General features: G+C 50.4%; 21 protein-coding genes. 5 read left to right on the forward strand and 16 right to left on the reverse strand.

What is annotated here, in order from left to right:
- Window positions 1-59 precede the first annotated feature (59 nt).
- The 6 genes from H1A11_RS15530 to H1A11_RS15555 form a co-directional block, all read right to left on the reverse strand.
- A complete protein-coding gene (locus H1A11_RS15530) occupies window positions 60-161 on the reverse strand; it encodes a smalltalk protein (protein ID WP_005825315.1) in 102 nt (33 codons plus the stop codon).
- Window positions 162-187: 26 nt separating this feature from the next.
- Window positions 188-628 (reverse strand): N-acetylmuramoyl-L-alanine amidase, encoded by a 441-nt coding sequence (locus tag H1A11_RS15535; protein ID WP_057256718.1) that lies wholly within the window; start codon window positions 626-628, stop codon window positions 188-190.
- A 155-nt stretch (window positions 629-783) separates the two neighbouring features.
- The gene (locus tag H1A11_RS15540) at window positions 784-1,278 is read right to left on the reverse strand and encodes an HU family DNA-binding protein (RefSeq protein WP_117588936.1); all 495 of its coding nucleotides are present in this window, start codon (window positions 1,276-1,278) and stop codon (window positions 784-786) included.
- A 186-nt stretch (window positions 1,279-1,464) separates the two neighbouring features.
- On the reverse strand, window positions 1,465-2,328 hold the full coding sequence (locus tag H1A11_RS15545; protein WP_005834029.1) for a DUF4373 domain-containing protein: 864 nt from the start codon (window positions 2,326-2,328) through the stop codon (window positions 1,465-1,467).
- 47 nt (window positions 2,329-2,375) lie between these two features.
- The gene (locus H1A11_RS15550) at window positions 2,376-2,690 is read right to left on the reverse strand and encodes a hypothetical protein (RefSeq protein ID WP_008662326.1); all 315 of its coding nucleotides are present in this window, start codon (window positions 2,688-2,690) and stop codon (window positions 2,376-2,378) included.
- Between the two features lie 101 nt (window positions 2,691-2,791).
- Window positions 2,792-2,935, reverse strand: a complete 144-nt coding sequence (locus tag H1A11_RS15555; protein WP_005834025.1) for a hypothetical protein — start codon at window positions 2,933-2,935, stop codon at window positions 2,792-2,794.
- A 180-nt stretch (window positions 2,936-3,115) separates the two neighbouring features.
- Here H1A11_RS15555 and H1A11_RS15560 point away from each other — a divergent pair, with 180 nt between their 5' ends.
- Both H1A11_RS15560 and H1A11_RS15565 read left to right on the forward strand, forming a co-directional pair.
- Window positions 3,116-3,838, forward strand: a complete 723-nt coding sequence (locus H1A11_RS15560; RefSeq protein ID WP_005825301.1) for a helix-turn-helix domain-containing protein — start codon at window positions 3,116-3,118, stop codon at window positions 3,836-3,838.
- Between the two features lie 159 nt (window positions 3,839-3,997).
- Window positions 3,998-5,944: an ATP-binding protein gene (locus tag H1A11_RS15565; RefSeq protein WP_181757415.1), complete on the forward strand. Its 1,947-nt coding sequence runs from the start codon at window positions 3,998-4,000 to the stop codon at window positions 5,942-5,944.
- 104 nt (window positions 5,945-6,048) lie between these two features.
- On the opposite strand, the gene metK is transcribed toward H1A11_RS15565, so the two are convergent.
- From metK to H1A11_RS15605, 8 genes are all read right to left on the reverse strand, one after another.
- Window positions 6,049-7,341, reverse strand: coding sequence for a methionine adenosyltransferase (metK, locus tag H1A11_RS15570; RefSeq protein ID WP_025834620.1), 1,293 nt, complete (start codon window positions 7,339-7,341; stop codon window positions 6,049-6,051).
- Window positions 7,342-7,641: 300 nt separating this feature from the next.
- The gene (gene folK, locus H1A11_RS15575; RefSeq protein ID WP_181757416.1) at window positions 7,642-8,118 is read right to left on the reverse strand and encodes a 2-amino-4-hydroxy-6-hydroxymethyldihydropteridine diphosphokinase; all 477 of its coding nucleotides are present in this window, start codon (window positions 8,116-8,118) and stop codon (window positions 7,642-7,644) included.
- Between the two features lie 2 nt (window positions 8,119-8,120).
- A complete protein-coding gene (queA, locus tag H1A11_RS15580; protein WP_057089643.1) occupies window positions 8,121-9,179 on the reverse strand; it encodes a tRNA preQ1(34) S-adenosylmethionine ribosyltransferase-isomerase QueA in 1,059 nt (352 codons plus the stop codon).
- A 116-nt stretch (window positions 9,180-9,295) separates the two neighbouring features.
- Window positions 9,296-10,003 (reverse strand): tRNA pseudouridine(55) synthase TruB, encoded by a 708-nt coding sequence (gene truB / locus H1A11_RS15585; protein WP_005825294.1) that lies wholly within the window; start codon window positions 10,001-10,003, stop codon window positions 9,296-9,298.
- A 116-nt stretch (window positions 10,004-10,119) separates the two neighbouring features.
- On the reverse strand, window positions 10,120-10,911 hold the full coding sequence (locus H1A11_RS15590) for an undecaprenyl-diphosphate phosphatase (protein ID WP_005825291.1): 792 nt from the start codon (window positions 10,909-10,911) through the stop codon (window positions 10,120-10,122).
- A gap of 46 nt (window positions 10,912-10,957) precedes the next feature.
- On the reverse strand, window positions 10,958-11,200 hold the full coding sequence (locus tag H1A11_RS15595) for a DUF3098 domain-containing protein (protein ID WP_117599949.1): 243 nt from the start codon (window positions 11,198-11,200) through the stop codon (window positions 10,958-10,960).
- Between the two features lie 84 nt (window positions 11,201-11,284).
- The gene (locus tag H1A11_RS15600) at window positions 11,285-12,160 is read right to left on the reverse strand and encodes an ABC transporter permease (RefSeq protein WP_117965045.1); all 876 of its coding nucleotides are present in this window, start codon (window positions 12,158-12,160) and stop codon (window positions 11,285-11,287) included.
- An 82-nt stretch (window positions 12,161-12,242) separates the two neighbouring features.
- Complete coding sequence (locus H1A11_RS15605; RefSeq protein ID WP_005833996.1) at window positions 12,243-13,142, reverse strand: bifunctional 2-polyprenyl-6-hydroxyphenol methylase/3-demethylubiquinol 3-O-methyltransferase UbiG; 900 nt, start codon at window positions 13,140-13,142, stop codon at window positions 12,243-12,245.
- Between the two features lie 372 nt (window positions 13,143-13,514).
- On the opposite strand from H1A11_RS15605, the gene H1A11_RS15610 reads away from it, so the two are divergent.
- Window positions 13,515-14,018, forward strand: coding sequence for a DUF3836 domain-containing protein (locus tag H1A11_RS15610; protein ID WP_016272226.1), 504 nt, complete (start codon window positions 13,515-13,517; stop codon window positions 14,016-14,018).
- A 102-nt stretch (window positions 14,019-14,120) separates the two neighbouring features.
- Here the strand turns inward: H1A11_RS15610 and miaB are convergent, their stop codons facing one another.
- Window positions 14,121-15,494, reverse strand: coding sequence for a tRNA (N6-isopentenyl adenosine(37)-C2)-methylthiotransferase MiaB (gene miaB, locus H1A11_RS15615; protein WP_181757417.1), 1,374 nt, complete (start codon window positions 15,492-15,494; stop codon window positions 14,121-14,123).
- Between the two features lie 393 nt (window positions 15,495-15,887).
- On the opposite strand from miaB, the gene H1A11_RS15620 reads away from it, so the two are divergent.
- Together H1A11_RS15620 and H1A11_RS15625 are read left to right on the forward strand one after the other, a co-directional pair.
- On the forward strand, window positions 15,888-16,268 hold the full coding sequence (locus H1A11_RS15620) for a hypothetical protein (protein WP_174646560.1): 381 nt from the start codon (window positions 15,888-15,890) through the stop codon (window positions 16,266-16,268).
- 85 nt (window positions 16,269-16,353) lie between these two features.
- Entirely contained in the window at window positions 16,354-17,850 is a 1,497-nt protein-coding gene (locus tag H1A11_RS15625; RefSeq protein WP_117599946.1) for an acetyl-CoA hydrolase/transferase family protein, read from the forward strand.
- Window positions 17,851-18,280: 430 nt separating this feature from the next.
- Here the strand turns inward: H1A11_RS15625 and H1A11_RS15630 are convergent, their stop codons facing one another.
- Window positions 18,281-19,687 carry a TolC family protein gene (locus tag H1A11_RS15630; protein WP_181757418.1) on the reverse strand — a complete coding sequence of 469 codons (1,407 nt, stop codon included), beginning with the start codon at window positions 19,685-19,687 and terminating at the stop codon, window positions 18,281-18,283.
- Window positions 19,688-19,694: the final 7 nt, after the last annotated feature.

Below are 19,694 nucleotides of genomic sequence, written 5' to 3' on the forward strand. Positions count from 1 at the left end.
TGCGCCTGAAGTAGGTATTTCGGCTTCCGGCACACTTTTTTAGTTTTGTAATACTGTTTTTACAGTGGCATCGCCTGCACGCCCAGCACACTGGCTATGGTGGCAATGATGGTACCCACAATTTTCAAGATATCTTTCCAGGTTTCTTTGCTTATTTTCATAATTCCATGTTTTAAAGATGATTGTTCTAAAATTCTTTACTTACCTCGAAGCACGGACACTGCTTCACCCACTCCCACGGCTCCACCTTCCCGTCACCGTCCAAATCGGGACTGAGGTCGCGGTGGCCGCATACACGGGCGTTCCGGAACTGTTGTAGCAGCTGGTGCACCAGCAGGTGCAGGGCCGAACGCTGCTCCGGCGTACGGGTATCCTTCGGATTTCCCCGGGCATCCAGTCCGCCTTCGTAGCAGATGCCTATCGAATACTTGTTGTGACCGCGACAATGCGCACCGGGCAGTTCCAGGGAACGGGTTCCGAGCACGGTACCGTCTCTCCGGATATAGTAGTGGTAGCCCGTCGTGCGGAAGCCGCGACGGCGGTGCTCTGTCTCCAGAGCTTCGGGAGTGAGCGCATGGCCCTCTCGCGTGGCGCTGCAATGCACCACGATGTAGTTAATTTTTCGCATGAATAAGTAGTGAGTAGTTAGTAGTTAGTAGTTAGTAGTGATTTACGATTTGACGATTTACAATTGAGATTACTCTTCGTATCACAAATGCCTGCATAGGTACGATTATTCAGCAGTACGAATTTCAATCGTAAATCGTCTAATCGTAAATTCCCTTATCCCAGCGGATTATTTCCCTGGTCTCCGTCGCTGCCGCCATCACTGCCACCGTCGTCGTTGCCGCCCGAACCTGCCGTGTCCTGAAGGTCGAAGCGCACGCACTTCACCCCGGTCACCAGCGAACGGGTAGACACCGTATGGTCCAGATTACGCTTGGAGGTGGGCAGAAAACGCACTCGTAGCGTGGACTGGGTAGCCGACACCTTCAGAGGGTCTTCCACACCGTTCATGGTGGACTTCATCGTAAGGCGGAAAGTACCCAGACCGTCCAGCGTCACGCTCTCGGAAGACTGCAGGTGGCGAGTCATCACGGTCACCAGGTTGTCGATGACATTCTTCGAGTCACCCGTAGAGAGGGAAGACAACTCCGCAATCTCCTTAGCCACCTGCTCGGTGTCCACATTCCCCGTCAGCACCACGCGGGGATAGAAAAGCTTCTTGCCCTCTTTGTTGGCAAGAACCGACTGAAATGATTTGTAAATTACTGGCATAGTAGTTTTGTTTTAAAAATTAATAGTTTGTCTTGAAATTCAAGGATTCGTTTTTTTCAAATGAAACAACATTGTTTTATTTTCGTGTATTAAGCTTAACCACATTGCAAAGATAACGCTATCCGGAAAAGTGTGCAAATTAAAAAAACCGTTTTTCTTCATGAATTTATTCACAAATCGAAAACTTTACTTACAGCACAGGCTCAGCAGGTATCGCCCCGGTTGCCGTATCTTGCCATGACTCTCGCGCAAGGCATAGAAGCCCTTCCACAAAGGGTGGCCGATAGCACCGAAATTACTTTTGAGGATAATGGCATACTGCTCTTGCGGAGGAATATGGAACTGCTTCAGATTGAAAAGCAACCCGTCCAGGTTGCGGTCCGTGCCATCCTGCGGCGGTTGCAGTTGCTCTATTTTCCGAAGATATTCCCCCTCCGCGGATGGCACATCCGCGCCCTCAGTGCCCCCAGTTCCGGGGGAACTATGGAGGAGGGGATTTTCTTTGCTGTGTTGTGATGTGCTATGCTCTGCTGTGCTATATGTACCCGATGTCGCATTTTCGGGCTTAAATGCTGCACTTTCGGCAGCGGACGGCACGCTTCCATTGGCAGACGGCACTCTCCCGGCGGCAGTCGGCGCGGCCTCGTCATCGCTCTGAGAATCATCCACCAGACAATAACGTGTGTCTATGGCGGAAGATTTCCGGCGCTTGGTACTGAACAGATACTGCCGCTGTATCTCGGCAGAAGTCAGGATGGCGTATTTGCCGAAAAGGGCGGCATTGAAAATGCCGTACTCCACAGCCAGGGCAAGAATGCGCTTCACGTCGGCAGCCGTCTTTTCATAGAGGCAGGCGGAAAGGTCTTCGTAGAAAAGCTCGTCGGCACACACGTAATAGCCTTCATCGGCATAAATACAGGAGAGGGCGCCCAGCAGAATGGCAAAGGAGCCGTCACCCTCACGCTTCATGATGCGGCGCACCAGACGGTCGTGCATGAAGTCTGTGTTCAAGGGGAAATAGTCAAGTCCCCGTTTTTTGATTCTGGACATGGTTTGATGATTAGGGGTTAGTGATTAGGGGGAGAGAGCGGCTTGTATCATTCTATATCACCTGCTTCGCATAGGCGTTTCCGCTTGCGGAGCACGCTTTCGCGCACTACCTTCAAAGCATTCAGAATAAGATACATACGAAGAGTACAGTCCGAAATTTCAGTGATGACCGGATAACGGAGGGGATTGCTTGCAGGAAGTGAGCGACGGTAGCGGGCGTTGCTCATCGCCCTACGGCATTCCTTGCAATAATTGTCGGGGGCAAGCGTACGCTTGTCTACATAAAAAGAATCAACGGGCAGTTCTCTGTGGCAACATCCACAGAAACGAACATTTTTTTCAATAATCTGTTCCATAACCATTTTTTGTTAAGAATTAGTACAATAATATTTTTTTCGGCACGCCCCTGCCAAAGATGCTTGTAGGGGCTGTTTGCTGGAAGTATATATCCAGCGTATTCTATCTATACATCCAGCGCGTTGTATCTATACTTCCAACGCACCTCATCTATACATCCGGCAAGGCGGATGCCCATTTTTTCAAATTCGTAAGTATTTTTGCTAAATTCGGATGCTTCCGGATAAAAGACCAGATGTGTATTTTCCATAAATCCCTCCCTTTTATTTGCATTTATAAAACATGATATGTATTTTTGTCCCAACAAAGATAATATTGTTTTCATTTATAAAATAAACAAATCGGGAATTAAATTCTTAAATAAGACGTAAGACAGTATAAATGAGGAGATAATAGTTTCTGAATAATTTACACGTAAAAACTGAAGAATATGGCGAATGACAAAGACCCGGTATTTTGTGCGGCAGACATCATAAAACGTGCCAAACTGGCGAAAGAATTCAAGACAGACAGCGAACTTGCCGCCTTTCTGGGTATATCACGCTCCACACTGAGCAACTGGAACGCCCGCAACAGCATCGACTTCCCCCTGCTGCTGGGCAGCCTGGACGACGTGGACTACAACTGGCTGCTGACGGGAAAGGGCTCGCCTGCACATCATTCAAAATTCTGTGACAATGACTTGGTACAAGGTGAAGTGGAAATACTTCACACACCGAAAACAGCCGACCCTATGGACGACCGTAGCGTGACCCTCTATGACATCTCTGCCGCCGCCAACCTGAAGACACTGCTGGCTGACCGCCCGCAGTACGCCTTGGGGCGGATTGTAATTCCCAATATCCCTGTGTGCGACGGTGCCGTCTACGTCTCGGGCGACTCGATGTATCCCATCCTCAAGTCCGGTGACATCGTAGGCTTTAAGTCCATCCGCGACTTCACCGACGTCATCTACGGTGAAATGTATCTCGTCTCCTTCGAACGGGGCGGCGACGAATACCTGGCAGTGAAATACGTCAACCACTCGGAACGGCCGGACTGCATCCGTCTGGTGAGCTACAACAACCACCACGACCCCATGGACCTGCCGCTGGCGGCAGTCAATGCAATGGCCATCGTGAAGTTCTCGATAAGGAAGAATATGATGATGTAGAGGGCGGCATTATCACCGGAAATTTCGTAAGAAAGCTCCTGGCAAGGAGCATTCAACAAGCAAACAGAGAAATTATACAAATAAAAAGCTTGTAATTTATTCTTTTTCATCTTATTTTTGCGATGCCATAGGCATAATAATAAGTATCCGGAAAAAAACATGCTTATTCCATCCAATAGAACAAAGAGGAAGTGCATTCTTTCAAGGTTATGTTTTTTAGTGCTTTCAGTATGGGTGTCCCTACCTTCCGCAGCACAGAACAATCCCTACAAGATAGACGATGCACTCTACCCCATCTACCAGCGGGCCGCCAAGCAGGCACGCCAGCAAGAGGGGTTGCTGGTGGCCGACACCTTGTATCAACAAGCCCTGAAACTCGGTGACAAAAAAGCACAATGCCTGGCATACACTATCCCCTTGCAGTTCTATATGTCCCAAAAAGACGACAGCAAAATAGAAAAGGCATCCACTGACCTGAAAGAGATTTCACGCGCCAATAACTATCTGCAATATTATTATTACGCCTGGAGCAGCGAAATCATCTACTTCCTGAACCAACAACGCTCATTGCTCGCCTTGCAGAAAGCGGAAAAAATGAAAAAGCAAGCTTTTGCCGACAGATACCCTTACGGCATCTTCAGCTGTATCCGAACCATGGGGCATATCTACAAATCACGCGGAAACTTCGACCTCTCCGCCCAATACTATCAGGAAGCCTTGGACTATATGCTGAAGAATATGCCCGACCAGGATCCCAGCCAATTATACTCAAACCTTGCCGAATATTACCGTAACACCCAAAAAGATTACGCCACCGCACTGGACTATTGCGAAAAAGCCTTGAAGAGCGCCAAAACAGAACGGAACATAGCCCATGCCATGATAGAGAAATGCCTGATACTATTCCGGCAGGGGCGTATAGATGAATTCAACGACTGCTATAAAGAAGCCGTACAAATGGCAGACCGTTGCAAGCTCTCTGCCAACGTTTCCCTACTGATAGCCCACATCAGCAAGAACATACTGGACAAACAGTATGAGCAGGCCCATGCCCACGCTGACCAATTGTCCGAGGAAGGCTTGCAACAACATGCTTACATTTACGAATACGCCAAAGACTATCCCAATGCCATCAAATATCTGAAAAAATACCACCAGCAGTTGGATTCGACGAACAATCTCCTGCAACTGTCGGACATCGCCGAACTGAACACCCAGATAGGCGCCGAACGTCTGAAAATGGAAAACATACAGGCCACCTCGCGCTACCGCATCACTCTTTTCAGCATTGTCACCGGCTTTTTGCTGTTATCCCTGCTTTTCCTGATGCTCTACCTCCACCGCAAACGTAAAGTCAACCTCGAACTATGCCACAAGAACGAGGAACTTTCCGAAGCACGCGACCAAGCCGAAGCAGCCAACAAGGCAAAGAGCATCTTCCTGCAGAACATGAGTCACGAAATACGGACACCGCTCAACTCTATCGTGGGCTTCTCACAACTCATCACTTCCCCCGACGCGAACCTTTCCCAAGAGGAAAGGCAGGATTTCTGCCATCTCATACAGCACAATTCCGACCTCCTCCTTACACTGGTGGGGGACATCCTCAGCGCAGCCGAGTTGGAAAGCAACAGATACACCATGAAGATAGCGCCGCACAGTTGCAACAAACTCTGCCGGGAAGCCATAACCACCGTTGAACACCGCACGCCCGAAGGCGTGAAGCTCTACTACACCTCCGAAGTGGACGACTGCTACGAACTGAGCACCGACGGGCAACGTGTGTGCCAGATACTCATCAACTTCCTTACCAATGCCGAGAAACACACCACACAAGGCGAAATCCGCCTGCACTGCTCCCTCACAGAGCATCCCGGATACGTCACCTTCTCCGTCACCGATACCGGTACCGGCATTCCCCCGGAATACTCGGAAACCATCTTCGAACGCTTTGAAAAGGCCGACAACTTCGGGCAAGGCACCGGCCTGGGACTCAATATCTGCCGCCTCATCGCCGAACGACTGAAAGGGAAAGTGCTGCTGGACAAGGAGTACAAGGAGGGGGCAAGGTTCGTGTTTATCCTGCCGATGAAAAAATCCATTTGAAGAGCAAGACCAAAACAACAAAGGCTGCCTCTTCTGCATCCTCCGAAACACCGGTATCTGCAGAAGGGCAGCCTTCTATATAAATAGCCGTAAAGCTATGCTGATTATAAACCGAATGCGGCTTTCACCTTGTCCACATAGTCCAACTTCTCCCAGGTGAAGAGTTCCACTTCAATGTCCTTGTTGCCTTCGTAGCGGCTCTTGAAATGCTTGACGATGGTCTGCGGCTCGCGGCCCATGTGTCCGTAGGCGGCAGTCTCCTGATAGATGGGGTTGCGCAGTTTCAGGCGGTCTTCTATTGCCTTGGGGCGAAGGTCGAACAGCTCGTCAATCTTACGGGCAATCTCACCGTCGCTCATATTGACGTGGCTGCGGCCATAAGTATCTACGAAAATATTGATGGGGCGTGCCACACCGATGGCGTAACTTACCTGCACCAGCATTTCGTCGGCAACGCCGGCAGCTACCAGATTCTTGGCAATGTGGCGGGCTGCATAAGCTGCGCTGCGGTCTACCTTAGAGGGGTCCTTTCCGGAGAAAGCGCCGCCGCCATGGGCACCCTTGCCGCCGTAGGTATCTACGATAATCTTGCGTCCCGTCAACCCGGTGTCACCGTGAGGACCACCGATTACGAACTTGCCCGTGGGGTTGACGTGGTATGTGATATGGTCGTTGAACAGTGCCAGCACCTTTTCATGATGGATGGAAGCAATGACACGCGGCATCAGAATCTCGATTACATCCCGGCGGATTTGGGCGAGCATTTCCTCGTCGGCCTTCAGCTGGGCGGCATCACTGTCGTCGGCAGGCTGGACGAAGTCGTCGTGCTGGGTGGAGACTACGATGGTGTCGATGCGTACCGGCGTGCCGTTGTCATCATATTCGATGGTCACCTGGCTCTTGGCGTCGGGACGGAGGTAGGTCATCACCTTGCCCTCGCGACGGACATCTGCCAGCACTTGCAGGATGCGGTGTGCAAGGTCCAGTGAAAGCGGCATGTAATTCTCCGTTTCGTTGGTGGCGTAACCGAACATCATTCCCTGGTCTCCGGCACCTTGTTCCATGGGGTCCTGTCGCTCCACGCCGCGGTTGATGTCGGGGCTCTGCTCGTGGATGGCGCTCAGCACGCCGCACGAATTGCTCTCGAACATATACTCGCCTTTGGTATAGCCGATTTTCTTGATTACTTCGCGTGCGATGAGAGGCATGTCAACGTACGCTTTGGTTTTCACTTCTCCAGCCAGCACTACCTGACCGGTAGTAACCAGAGTTTCGCAAGCTACTTTCGAACTGGGGTCGTAGGCCAACAGTTTGTCAAGCACAGCGTCCGATATTTGGTCGGCCACTTTGTCGGGGTGTCCTTCAGACACCGATTCGGATGTGAATAAATATCCCATTTCAGTTGAGAATTGATAGTTGATAATTGATAATTCAACGAATGGCGGAAGGAGGTGTGTGGAGTAGATGCATCCGGCACACAAACGTGCCGTCAGAAAAGGATGTGTTTTAGCATTTTTTTCTGTGGTTGCAAGCTACTCAAATCTCTCCACATATCGTTTTCAGGCGCAAAGATAGTGCAAACCGAACGCAGAACAAAATGAACTTGTTCATTTTTTATGCTGAGGTGCAGCCTATCTTCGCCTTTCGGGGGCAAAGATAAAAAAGAAATCTTGTATCTGCGCTACAGATAGCAGAGATTAACACTGATTTTGCAACAATTCCCCGATTGTCTTTCCCAATACCGGATGCACCACGCCTGAAGCAATCTCCACCAACGGCTCCATCACGAAACGGCGTTCCTGCATCAGCGGATGAGGAAGTTTCAGTTCGGGAGTATCCAGCAAAACGGGAGTACCGTCATCGGCAAAATAAAGCAGCAGGTCGATGTCTATCACACGGTCGCTATACACTGCATTGACAGACTTATGCGTACGCCCCATCTCCCGCTCGATTTCCTGCGTCGTTTGCAACACCTCCAAAGGTGCCAAAGCAGTGTCTACGCAGAGTGCGGCATTCAGAAAAGTATTATCGGAAGAAAAGCCCCACGGGGCAGTAGCATAAAAAGCAGATAGGGAAATCACTTCCCCTATCTGCTTTCTTATCTTTTGGACGGCCATGCGGAGGTTCTGCTCCTTATCGCCGAGATTGGTACCAAGACTGAAATAAACAACCATAATTACCGGTCTGTAATCAGCATCGCATCTCCATACGTACCAAAGCGGTACTCTTCCTTCAATGCCACATTGTATGCCTCCATCACCTGCTCGTAACCGCCGAAAGCGGCAACAATCATCAGCAGGGTACTGAGCGGCATGTGGAAGTTGGATATCATGGCATTGGCCACGGTAAAGTCGTACGGCGGGAAGATGAACTTGTTGGTCCAACCCGCGTATTCCTTCAAATGTCCGTCGGTGCTGACGGTGCTCTCGATGGCACGCATCACGGTGGTACCTACGGCACAGACTTGGCGGTTCAGGTCTTTGGCATGGTTCACAATCCGTACGGCTTCCTCGTTCACAATCATCTGCTCGGAGTCTGTCTTGTGCTTAGTGAGGTCTTCCACATCAATGTCGCGGAAGTTACCCAAGCCGGCATGCAGGGTGATGTAGGCAAAGTCAATACCCTTGATTTCCATACGCTTCATCAGCTCGCGGCTGAAGTGCAGGCTGGCGGTAGGCGCCGTAACAGCTCCTTCGTTGCGTGCAAAAATAGACTGGAAACGTTCGGCATCGTCCGGCTCTACGGGGCGGTTGATGATGCTGTGGGGCAGCGGCGTTTCGCCCAGCGCATAGAGCGCCTTCTTGAACTCATCGTGCGGACCGTCGTAAAGGAAACGAAGCGTACGCCCACGCGAAGTGGTGTTGTCGATAACCTCAGCCACCATAGAGTCGTCGTCACCGAAGTAGAGCTTATTGCCGATACGTATTTTACGGGCAGGATCCACCAGTACATCCCACAACCGGAGCTCTTCGTTCAACTCACGCAACAAGAACACTTCAATACGCGCACCGGTCTTTTCCTTGTTACCGTACAAGCGGGCAGGGAAAACCTTGGTGTCGTTGAAGATAAACACATCTTTGTCATCAAAATAGTCCAGAACATCCTTGAACATCTTGTGCTCAATCTCACCCGTCTTACGGTGCAACACCAACAGACGTGACTCGTCTCTGTACTTCGTGGGGTGCAAAGCTATCTTCTCTTCGGGAAGCTTGAATTTGAATTGCGACAGTTTCATAATTAGTTATGAGTTATAAGTTATTTATTATTTATATCAGTCTGTTTTAGTCATAAGAGGGTATGAGTTATCCGGCAGTATGCTACACTTCATAGCAAATAACTCATAACTTATAACTAAATATCTATCTCCTGCGCCTCTATCCACTCTTTAAAATCGAGGGGATTGAGGCAGTCTGCCAGCCGGACGTCGCCTACGCGGGTACGCTCCAGGGCGGTGAGGTGAGCGCCGCTCTGCAGGGCTTCGCCGATGTCACGTGCCAGGGCGCGGATATAGGTTCCTTTGCTGCATACTACGCGTACCTTTATCCACGGTTCGGCAATATCCAGCCCGTCGTCCAGCAGCTCTATCTCGTCGATGACGAGCAACTTGGGTTTCAGCTCTACCTCCTCTCCCTTGCGGGCAAGGTCGTAGGCACGTTTCCCGTTCACCATACATGCCGAGAAGGCGGGAGGCACTTGCTGTATCTCGCCGATGAACTTCTTCAGCGTCTCCTCCACCAGTCCGCGGGTGATGTGCTCCGTGGGATAGGTGGCATCTATCTCATGTTCCAGGTCGTAAGAGGGAGTGGTGGCACCCAACCGGATGGTGGCAACGTACTCCTTCGTGTGATACTGGAATTCCTCAATCCGTTTCGTGGCCTTGCCCGTACAGACTATCATCACCCCCGTAGCAAGCGGGTCGAGGGTACCGGCATGGCCTACTTTCAACTTCTTCTCCTTTATCCGCCGGCAGATGTGGTAACGCGCATGTCCCACAACCTTGAACGATGTCCATCCCAGCGGTTTATTGAAATAGAGGACTTCTCCTTCTTTAAAATTCATTGGCCTCTCCCCTAACCCCTCCCCGGTAGGGAGGGGGATAAAATGGTACAACTTAATATTTTTCTCTTATTGATTTCCGGAGTAATCAGTCTTTCCCCCCACACAAGGAGGGGACTTTAGCTTAATATGAGCGTTATGACACCGGCTATCGCGCAATAGATGGCAAAATAAATCAGCTTGCCCTTCTTCACAATATTTATCATCCACTTGCAGGCCAGGCAGCCCGAAACAAAAGCAGCCAGGAAACCTACCACCAGCGAAAGTGTCGGAATATCCCCTGCAACCGCCTCACCTTTCATCATCTTCATTCCATCCAGCAGTGCCTCGCCCAGGATGGGAGGCATCACCATCAGGAAAGAGAACTGTGCCAGCTTCGCCTTGTTGTCGCCCAGCAACAGACCGGTTGCAATGGTGCTGCCCGAACGGGAAAGCCCCGGAAGCACCGCGCATGCTTGTGCCAGACCGATGATAAAGGCATCCTTCATGCTGATGTTCTCCTTCTGCTTCGGCTTATAATAATAGGAGAAAGACAGCAGCAGAGCTGTCAGCAGCAGGCAGCAGCCCACAACGACCAGTCCCGAACCGAAAATGGCCTCTACTTCGTCCTTGAAAAATACCCCCACAATGCCGATAGGTATCATGGATACCAGTATATTGATGACGTAACGTGTCTCCTCGTTCATCTGCCACTTGAACAGTCCCTTGAAAATCCAGTCAATCTCTTTCCAGAGTATCACCAGCGTACTGAACACCGTAGCCACATGTACCACTATCGTAAAAGCAAGATTCTCCTCTCCCTCAATGCCGAACAATGCCGAACCGATGGCAAGATGTCCGCTACTGCTCACCGGCAGATATTCGGTCAGTCCTTGAATAAGCCCAAGGATAAGCGCTTCAAACCATTCCACTGTTATGAATTATAAGTTATAAGTTATTAGGGTGTAAGGGATTGGGTTACTGCTCCCCCGCGCCGCTGCCTTTAGGCTTGCGCAGCACGGCATATATCATGAACACAAACCCCAGCAGGCAAACCACCGGAGCCACCTTGATGCGTCTCACACTAAAAATGTCCGGCTCAAAGGTCGTCGGGGTAGACGCGGGACCGGTCATCAGAAGAAAACCAATGATAACCACCGCCATTCCGATGCCAAGCAGGATAAAATTGGTCTTATCAAAAGCGAATTTCTCTTTACTCATCTATACATTTACAATTTAACTATTTACAATTTACAATCTAACGTACCGTGCCAACAGTACTTTCTCTCTATGCACTTTAAGGCGTCAAATATAATACAGCGTGCTTGCCTTCATCCTCAGATATTTGTTGATGGAGAGTAAAGCGCACAGCCACGTAATAAGTATGCCGAACACCAGCACGGCACCCGACACCAGCACCATCACCTCGGGCGTAATCACCTTGACCAGCTCCGGTTCGTAGGACACCAGCCAATAGGCGGTTCCCCACAGAATACTGTCGGCTATGAAAGCGGCCAGCACACCTATCCAGAAATTGCGCCGCAGAAACGGACGACGGATGAATGCCCAGCTTGCCCCCACCAGCTTCATGGTGTGGATAAGGAAACGCTTGGAATATATAGCCAGACGGATGGTGTTGTTTATCAGCGCAAAGGAGATAAACGTCAGTATCACAGCCAGCCCCAGAAGCATCAGGCTGATGTTCCTTATATTATCGTTCACGGCATCTATCAAGTCTTTCTGGTAGAGCACTTCCTGGATGTTGGTATTCTTTTTAATCAGTTTCTCTATTTTGGCGATGCTGTCCGAATTGGCATAGTCGGAATGCAGCTTGATTTCGATGGAGGCAGTGAAAGGATTGTAGCCAAGGAACTCTTGCGGGTCCGTACCCATCGCCTCAGTCTGCTCGCGGAGTGCCTGCTTCTTGGAAATGTACTCCGTCTGCTTCACAAAAGCCTCCTTGTCCAGCCTCTTCTGCAGCTTCAGGATGTCGCTCTCCTTCATGTCGTCACTGACAAGCACGGAGAAACTGATGTTCTCCTTGACGTACACGGAAAGATTATGAGCCGCGAGCACAAAGAATACAACCAGCCCCAACAGCAGTAACACCAGCGTCGTACTGATGCTGGACGTAATGAACTGCATGTCAAAATAGGATACCGAGTTATTCTTTCCTTTCATTATATCAATTATAAGTTACGAGTTACAAGCTACAAGTTATGTAAATCAGTCGCTATTAATCATTAATCCCTAATCCCTTTTCTCACCCTTTCTTCCTGAACACGTAAATCATGGAACTGCTGCGTTCCTTCTTCACCAACGCGCTGAACCAGGCCAGTGTACCGGTCACCATTCCCCGCAGGAAAGTACACGAGTGCCTCATGTGCTTTTCCGTCAGCATGGACACGTAGAAAGCATCGAACGGCATGGGATGCCGCTCTGCCATGATGAAGCCATGCTTGGAACCGAATTGCTGGATGGTGCCCGGTGTGAAGTGCCACAAATGGCGGGGCACATCGTAGGCAGCCCAGTAAGCCCCGTATTTCTTTGCGTCGAAGGAGGAGCAGTTGGGCACAGCTACAATCAGCACCCCCTTTTCAGTCAGCAGGGAGTGCAGGGTTTCCCACGTTTCGTTAAGGGGTTCCAGATGTTCCATGACATGCCATAGGGTGATGACGTCGAAACTGCCCGGTGCAAAATCTTTCAATGCCGTATGGGGTTTCACATCCAGATTGAAGTGTTCTTTGGCAAAGGCACGCGCCTGCGCACTCTTTTCCACAGCTTCCACCTGCCAGCCGCGACGCTGCATGGCATCGGCAAAGTAACCGGTCCCCGTACCCAAATCCAGCAGACGGCCCTCCTTGCGATGTGCTTCACGGACCACAAGACGTGCCTTGCGTCCCAGCATATAGTTGCGCACCCAGTGGTACACGGAGTTCATCGCCCCCTTGCGGGTATCGGTATGTGAAATGTAATCAGGAGTTTCGTAGTAACGACCGATTTCAGCCTCCACGGGAAAGTCTTGCGTGAAAAGGAAACCGCAATCCCGGCAGCGGCACAAGTGGAACATTTCGCCCGAGGCATAATGGTCTACACATGTCAGGGCACGCTCCAAATGCGTTCCACCACATAACGGACAAGCTTTTATAGTGAGTTTATTCATCGAACGTTCTGCCAATAAGGAAGTGCAGCCCAAATGAAACAGACCACACTATACCTAAATTTGGTGCAAAATAACAAATAAAAAGTGATTTATAGGGCTTCCATTAAGGAGATTTAAGAAAACAAACGCTTACTCCGGCCAGCCGGCGGAACGAATGACCGACTGTTCGATATTAAGCGGACAACTGTCCGATAATGAACAGTTTTCGAAAGCATCTATTCATTGATTATCAACAACTTAAATATTTGGCATGGGAATTGACTATAATTAGGCGAAGGCGTTTGAGAAAAAGATTAGTTGGAATGCAACCTTTTAATCGGGAACAACGTCTAAAAGAAACAGAGTAAGTAACAACAATTAAAAATAAAGATTATGAAAACTACAAATTTATTCAAGGCAGTCGCATTCGTAGCAATGACTATCGTAAGCGTTATGAATACAGAAGTGAAAGCTCAGGAAAACAACTTCATCACCAATGAAGAAGTGAAAAACGAATTAGTAGTTGCCAAGACCATCTTTAAGCAAGACGGTGCACAACTTTACCGGCACATCCGTTATGAATACTCTTATGACGACCAGAAACGCCTGACCTGCAAGGAAGCCTCCAAGTGGGACGGTGTAAAAGACGAATGGGTACCTTACTTCAAGATGACATACCAATATGGCAATGATGAAATCACCATGTCCTACGCACGTTGGAACGAGTCTCACAAGGCTTATGACAAAGACATGAAGAAAAGTGTGTATGAATTGAACGATGAAAACATGCCGGTAGCTTACAAACTCTACAATCAGGACGCGCCAAAGTCCGAATTGACCCTGGTAAGCTACAACAGGACTGACTACGTAGCGAATATTCTGGCCATGGCAGAATAAAATTTAAAGTTTATAATATGAAAAGCACGGGCCGTGAGGCTCGTGCTTTTATTCTATATACCGGTGTCATCATACTGATGTCATCGAGACTTTTCTATCCCGTCAGCTGGCTACCTCTTCTCCTTTCAGCGTAGCCGAACTGGATTCGGTAACCTTCACCATCACAAAATCGCCCACACGGTGCGTGCCACGGTCAAACACCACCACACGGTTCTGTTCTGTACGGCCGAACAACTGGTCGCGGCTGCGTTTGGAAACACCTTCCACCAGCACCTCGTACGTCTTGCCCACGCAACGGGCATTCGCCTCGGCAGAGAGACGGTTTTGCAAGGCGATGATTTCATTCAAACGGCGAATCTTCACCTCCTCGGGCACATCGTCCGGCAGGTGCTTGGAAGCATGCGTACCGGGGCGTTCGCTGTACTTGAACATGAAGGCGGAATCGTATCCGCACTCCTCCATCAGCGAGAGGGAAAGCTGGTGGTCCTCCTCCGTCTCACTATGGAAACCGGAGAATATATCCGTAGACAAGCCACAATCGGGGATGATGCGGCGGATGGCTGCCACGCGGTCCATATACCACTCGCGGTCGTACTTGCGGTTCATCAGCTTCAGGATGCGGCTGCTCCCACTCTGCACCGGCAGGTGGATGTGCTTGCATACGTTGGGCATGTCGGCGATGACCTGGAGAGTTTCGTCGCTCATGTCTTTAGGGTGCGAGGTGGTGAAACGGATACGTACGCCCGGCGCTGCCTCTGCCACGGTGCGCAGCAGCATTGGGAAAGTAACCGTCTCTCCGTCCGGCTTCTCGAAGCGGTAGGAATTGACGTTCTGTCCCAGCAGGGTAACTTCCTTGTAACCCTTTGCCACGAGGTCGGCCACTTCATTGAGGATGCTTTCCACATCACGGCTGCGCTCGCGGCCACGGGTGTAGGGAACGATGCAGTAGGTACAGAAATTGTTGCAACCACGCATAATGGACACGAAGCCGGAGATGTGGTTTCCGCAGATGCGCGAGGGAATGACATCCCGATAGGTCTCTGTAGTGGAAAGCTCCACGTTGATGGCTTTCTCACCGGCCTCTACCGAGGCAATCAGTTCGGGCAGAGTAAGATAGGCATCCGGTCCCACCACCAAGTCCACATGATGGTTGGTGATTAAGTCGTCCTTCACACGCTCTGCCATACAGCCCAGCACACCCACTATCAAGCCGCGTTTCTTCTTCTTAAGCGAATGGAAGAATTCCAGACGGTTCAGAATCTTCTGCTCCGCATTGTCGCGGATAGAGCAGGTATTCATAAACACCGCATCGGCTTCCTCCAGGGTGTCGGCCACCGAATATCCCGCCATCTGCATGACGGATGCAATCACTTCACTGTCGGCCACATTCATCTGGCAGCCGTAAGTCTCGATAAACAACTTCTTGTTGTCATCAGCAGTTGCAGATTTAAAGTCTGCTCCCGTTACTTTTTCCATAATCAATTCGTTTAAAATCAGTTTATATCATAAGTTGGTATCTGTCATTCGGAGCGCAAAGATACTTCTTCCCTCCCAATAAACGGATGAAATGAAAGAAAAATGCCATTACAAGTTGTCAATCTGCGCCTTATCAGCTAATTAATGTTAAGAGAATAAACATTTTCCGAGTGTTAATTTGGCATAGAGCAAATTAATTCACAAATTTGTGGAATGAAAGAAACATTAGATTTTTTCATAGTTAAGGTTTAGGTTAAAAAAATTAAGGGGAGCTGTGAAGCTGCCCTTTTTTATTACCAATTCCTTGGCTGTAATCAGATTAAATAATAACTTTGCCCAAAAGCAAAGATAAGAGATAATTGCACTATCTTTGGGTGGAAAATCAAAAAGAATATGGAAGATGTCTTCAAGTTTCTGTTAGTTGCGGCTGTCATAGTAATCGGACTCGTCAAGCAGTTTAAGAAAGAAGCAGATAAAAACGCTGACAAGAGTCCCGACATACCTATGCCCGACGTCGACAACCCACTGCCCGAATACTGGGGCGGAGACACTTACGGAGGCTTTATTCCCGAAGGCCCCAAACCGACAGAAAAGCCCAAGCCGGTATCCAAACCGTCTGCCAAATCCAAGCACACTTCCATAAAGGCTTCCCCTCCCTCCCCGGCATCCCGTCCGCAGGAATCTGATGAAGCAATGTCCGAATACGGCATCCACTCGGCAGAAGAAGCGAGGAAAGCCATTATCTGGTCAGAAATACTTCAACGAAAATATTAAAGAACGGATAGTTTACAGTCGATAATTGCAGAACCAATTACGAGCCCCTTCAGAATCTTTACACGAAAAAATAACTATTTATATTATGGCACTCAATTACATTTCGGCAGCAGAAGCTGCGAGCCTCATCAAACATGGCTACAACATCGGCTTGAGCGGATTTACCCCCGCAGGAACAGCCAAAGCCGTTACGGCTGAATTAGCAAAAATCGCGGAAGCAGAACATGCAAAAGGAAACCCGTTCCAGATAGGTATCTTCACCGGTGCTTCTACCGGAGATTCCTGCGACGGTATCCTTTCACGCGCTAAAGCTATCCGCTACCGTGCTCCTTACACCACCAACGCCGATTTCCGCAAAGCCGTGAACAACGGTGAAATAGCCTACAACGACATCCACCTTTCACAGATGGCTCAGGAAGTCCGTTACGGTTTCATGGGAAAAGTGAATGTTGCCATCATCGAGGCATGCGAGGTTACTCCCGACGGTAAAATCTACCTGACGGCAGCCGGCGGTATCGCTCCGACTGTCTGCCGCCTGGCCGACCAGATTATCGTGGAACTGAATGCCGCCCACAGCAAGAGTGCCATGGGTCTGCACGACGTCTACGAACCCCTAGACCCTCCTTACCGCCGCGAAATCCCCATTTACAAGCCGAGCGACCGTATCGGCCTGCCCTACATCCAGGTAGACCCGAAAAAGATTGTCGGCGTAGTGGAGACCAACTGGCCGGACGAGGCACGTTCGTTTGCCGCCGCCGACCCGCTGACCGACAAAATCGGGCAGAACGTGGCCGACTTCCTTGCCGCCGACATGAAACGCGGAATCATTCCGCCTACCTTCCTGCCGTTGCAATCCGGTGTGGGCAACATTGCCAATGCCGTACTGGGCGCTTTGGGACGTGACAAGACCATCCCTGCTTTTGAAATGTACACAGAAGTTATCCAGAACTCCGTTATCGGACTTATCCGCGAAGGCCGCGTGAAATTCGGCAGCGCCTGCTCACTGACCGTAACGAACGACTGTCTGGAAGGTATCTACCAGGATATGGACTTCTTCCGCGACAAACTGGTGCTCCGTCCGTCGGAAATCTCTAACAGCCCGGAAGTGGTGCGCCGACTCGGTATCATCTCCATCAACACTGCCATCGAAGCCGACATCTACGGCAACGTGAACTCCACGCACATCGGCGGAACCAAGATGATGAACGGCATCGGCGGAAGCGGTGACTTCACCCGCAATGCCTATATCTCCATCTTCACTTGTCCGTCCGTTGCCAAGGAAGGTAAAATCTCGGCTATCGTGCCGATGGTTTCGCACATAGACCACACGGAACACGATGTCAATATCATCATCACCGAACAAGGTGTGGCCGACCTCCGCGGCAAGAGTCCGAAAGAGCGTGCACAAGCCATCATCGAAAACTGTGTCCATCCGGACTACAAGAACATACTGTGGGATTACCTGAAGCTGACCGACGGCAAATCACAAACTCCCCACGCTCTGCGCGCCGCACTGGCTATGCACGCTGAGCTGGCCAAAAGTGGAGACATGAAGAATGTAGACTGGGCACAGTATAAATAAACCGCTCCCTCAAAGGCGGAGAGAAACCGCCCGAAAGATATGCCGCGTTGCATGTATATTTCCGGTTTGCTGGATCTATATATGCAACGCGTTGCATATATAGATGGAACACGCTGCATCTATAGTTCCAACAACAAGCTATTTCAGTACCTACTACATCCCTGTATCAATTCCTGGCAAAACCTCCTTCTTACCGGTAAACTCACTATCTTTTGCTTCAGTTTCCTTTTCAGTTTCTTCAATCGATCTCTCACCGAGCCAACGCTTATCGTTCGCATTGAGTGAAAAACTGCAATAATTTGTCCAGAGAAATACTTGCCTCCATTTGATCCCTCCTATTCATTGAAAACGGGCTGCCTGGAATCACTTCCCGGACAGCCCTTCCTTCACATTTAAAGTGAAGATGCAGAGAGAGTAGTATGATGACACTCTATTCCTGACCTCCCCCTAACGCCTTGTAGAGGTTAATCAGGCTTTGTATTTCAGAAAATCGATTTGCCGTCTGTGCCAGTTGTGCGTTGAGCAATGTCTGCCGGGCGGTAAGCACCTCCAGATAGGTGGTGTTGCCATGCTCCATCAGCAGGGAAGTGCTGCGGGCAGCTGTCTGCAAGGAAGCTACCTGCTTGTCCAGCAGTTCGCTTTTGGATAGGCTTGTCTGCCAAGCAGTCAAGGCATCGTTCACCTCGCTGCCTGCATTCAGCAATGTCTGCTGGAAGGCAAGGGAAGCCTCCTCCTGCTGGGCACGGGCTATGCGGTACTGTGCAATGACCTGCCCGCGGGCAAAGAGCGGCTGCGTCAGCGAACCCACTGCCGAAGCCAGGAACTTGCCGGGATTCACAATCATTGAACCGGCGGAATTGGTCCAGCCCGCACTCCCACCCAGCGTAATGGAGGGATAGAAGGCGGAACGCGCCGCATTGGTACCGTAGAACGCCGCTTCCAGTGTCCGCTCGGCTGAGCGGACATCAGGACGGCAGGAAAGCAGCCGGACAGGAATCCCTATGGAAAAGTCCGCGGGGAACTGCTGCTCTGCCAGCACACCGCGCTCGTAATGACGGGGCGTCTCTGCCAGCAACAGCGCAAGGCTGTTCTCCACCTGGTTTATCTGTTCTTCCAAATCAAGCACGGAAGTCTGCACCTGATAGTATGTGGCCTCCATCTGCGACACGGCAGACTCATTAGCCATGCCCGCATTCATCAGGGCACGGGTGGAAGCAACGGTTTCCCGCCACGTCTCTTCGGTCTGCCTGGAGATGGCAAGCTGCTCGTCCAACATCAGTAAGGTATAGTAAGTATTGGCTATCCCGGCAATGAGTTGGGTGCGCACGGCCTGACGGTAGTCCCGGCTCTGCGCATAGAGTGCCTTCGACTGTTTCTTGGCATTACGCATACGACCGAAAATATCCAGTTCCCAACTGGCAGTGACGGGCAACGAATAGGTCTGCGTAGCCTTGTGAGTGTCAAAGCTGCTCACCGTGCCCTGCGGTGCAAGGGCAAAGGAGGGCAGAAAAGCAAACTTTGCGGACAGCAAGGTGGCTTCGGCTTCCTCCACACGGAGTTGTGCCAACTGGTAGTCGGTATTGTTCTGTAGCCCTTGCCCGATGAGTGCCTGCAGATGCGGGTCGGTGAAAAGCTCGTGCCAGTCCATGCCGCCCAGGCCAAGGTCCAGGCTGTCTTCGGGAGCCACCGGAGAACCGTCGGTGCTCTCCGTAAAAGTGGCTATTTCTTCCCCGTAGAGGCCGTCGGGGACCTCGGTAGCGGGTTTGTATTTGGTGTACACGCCGCAACTGCTGAACAGCAAACCGGCGACGGACAATAGGATGATATGTTTCTTCATTGTTCCA

The organism is Bacteroides sp. CACC 737 (assembly GCF_013874375.1).
GTDB lineage: Bacteria > Bacteroidota > Bacteroidia > Bacteroidales > Bacteroidaceae > Bacteroides > Bacteroides uniformis.

Bases quoted from the DNA above. Each gene is read 5' to 3' on its own strand.
- H1A11_RS15535 (WP_057256718.1), bottom strand. From the start codon at position 628: ATGCGAAAAATTAACTACATCGTGGTGCATTGCAGCGCCACGCGAGAG.
- H1A11_RS15555 (WP_005834025.1), bottom strand. From the start codon at position 2,935: ATGGAAAATACACATCTGGTCTTTTATCCGGAAGCATCCGAATTTAGC.
- H1A11_RS15625 (WP_117599946.1), top strand. From the start codon at position 16,354: ATGGCACTCAATTACATTTCGGCAGCAGAAGCTGCGAGCCTCATCAAA.
- metK (WP_025834620.1), bottom strand. From the start codon at position 7,341: ATGGGATATTTATTCACATCCGAATCGGTGTCTGAAGGACACCCCGAC.
- H1A11_RS15550 (WP_008662326.1), bottom strand. From the start codon at position 2,690: ATGGTTATGGAACAGATTATTGAAAAAAATGTTCGTTTCTGTGGATGT.
- queA (WP_057089643.1), bottom strand. From the start codon at position 9,179: ATGAAACTGTCGCAATTCAAATTCAAGCTTCCCGAAGAGAAGATAGCT.
- H1A11_RS15545 (WP_005834029.1), bottom strand. From the start codon at position 2,328: ATGTCCAGAATCAAAAAACGGGGACTTGACTATTTCCCCTTGAACACA.
- H1A11_RS15560 (WP_005825301.1), top strand. From the start codon at position 3,116: ATGGCGAATGACAAAGACCCGGTATTTTGTGCGGCAGACATCATAAAA.
- H1A11_RS15565 (WP_181757415.1), top strand. From the start codon at position 3,998: ATGCTTATTCCATCCAATAGAACAAAGAGGAAGTGCATTCTTTCAAGG.
- H1A11_RS15620 (WP_174646560.1), top strand. From the start codon at position 15,888: ATGGAAGATGTCTTCAAGTTTCTGTTAGTTGCGGCTGTCATAGTAATC.
- H1A11_RS15540 (WP_117588936.1), bottom strand. From the start codon at position 1,278: ATGCCAGTAATTTACAAATCATTTCAGTCGGTTCTTGCCAACAAAGAG.
- truB (WP_005825294.1), bottom strand. From the start codon at position 10,003: ATGAATTTTAAAGAAGGAGAAGTCCTCTATTTCAATAAACCGCTGGGA.
- miaB (WP_181757417.1), bottom strand. From the start codon at position 15,494: ATGGAAAAAGTAACGGGAGCAGACTTTAAATCTGCAACTGCTGATGAC.
- H1A11_RS15630 (WP_181757418.1), bottom strand. From the start codon at position 19,687: ATGAAGAAACATATCATCCTATTGTCCGTCGCCGGTTTGCTGTTCAGC.
- folK (WP_181757416.1), bottom strand. From the start codon at position 8,118: ATGGTTGTTTATTTCAGTCTTGGTACCAATCTCGGCGATAAGGAGCAG.
- H1A11_RS15595 (WP_117599949.1), bottom strand. From the start codon at position 11,200: ATGAGTAAAGAGAAATTCGCTTTTGATAAGACCAATTTTATCCTGCTT.
- H1A11_RS15610 (WP_016272226.1), top strand. From the start codon at position 13,515: ATGAAAACTACAAATTTATTCAAGGCAGTCGCATTCGTAGCAATGACT.
- H1A11_RS15600 (WP_117965045.1), bottom strand. From the start codon at position 12,160: ATGAAAGGAAAGAATAACTCGGTATCCTATTTTGACATGCAGTTCATT.
- H1A11_RS15605 (WP_005833996.1), bottom strand. From the start codon at position 13,142: ATGAATAAACTCACTATAAAAGCTTGTCCGTTATGTGGTGGAACGCAT.
- H1A11_RS15530 (WP_005825315.1), bottom strand. From the start codon at position 161: ATGAAAATAAGCAAAGAAACCTGGAAAGATATCTTGAAAATTGTGGGT.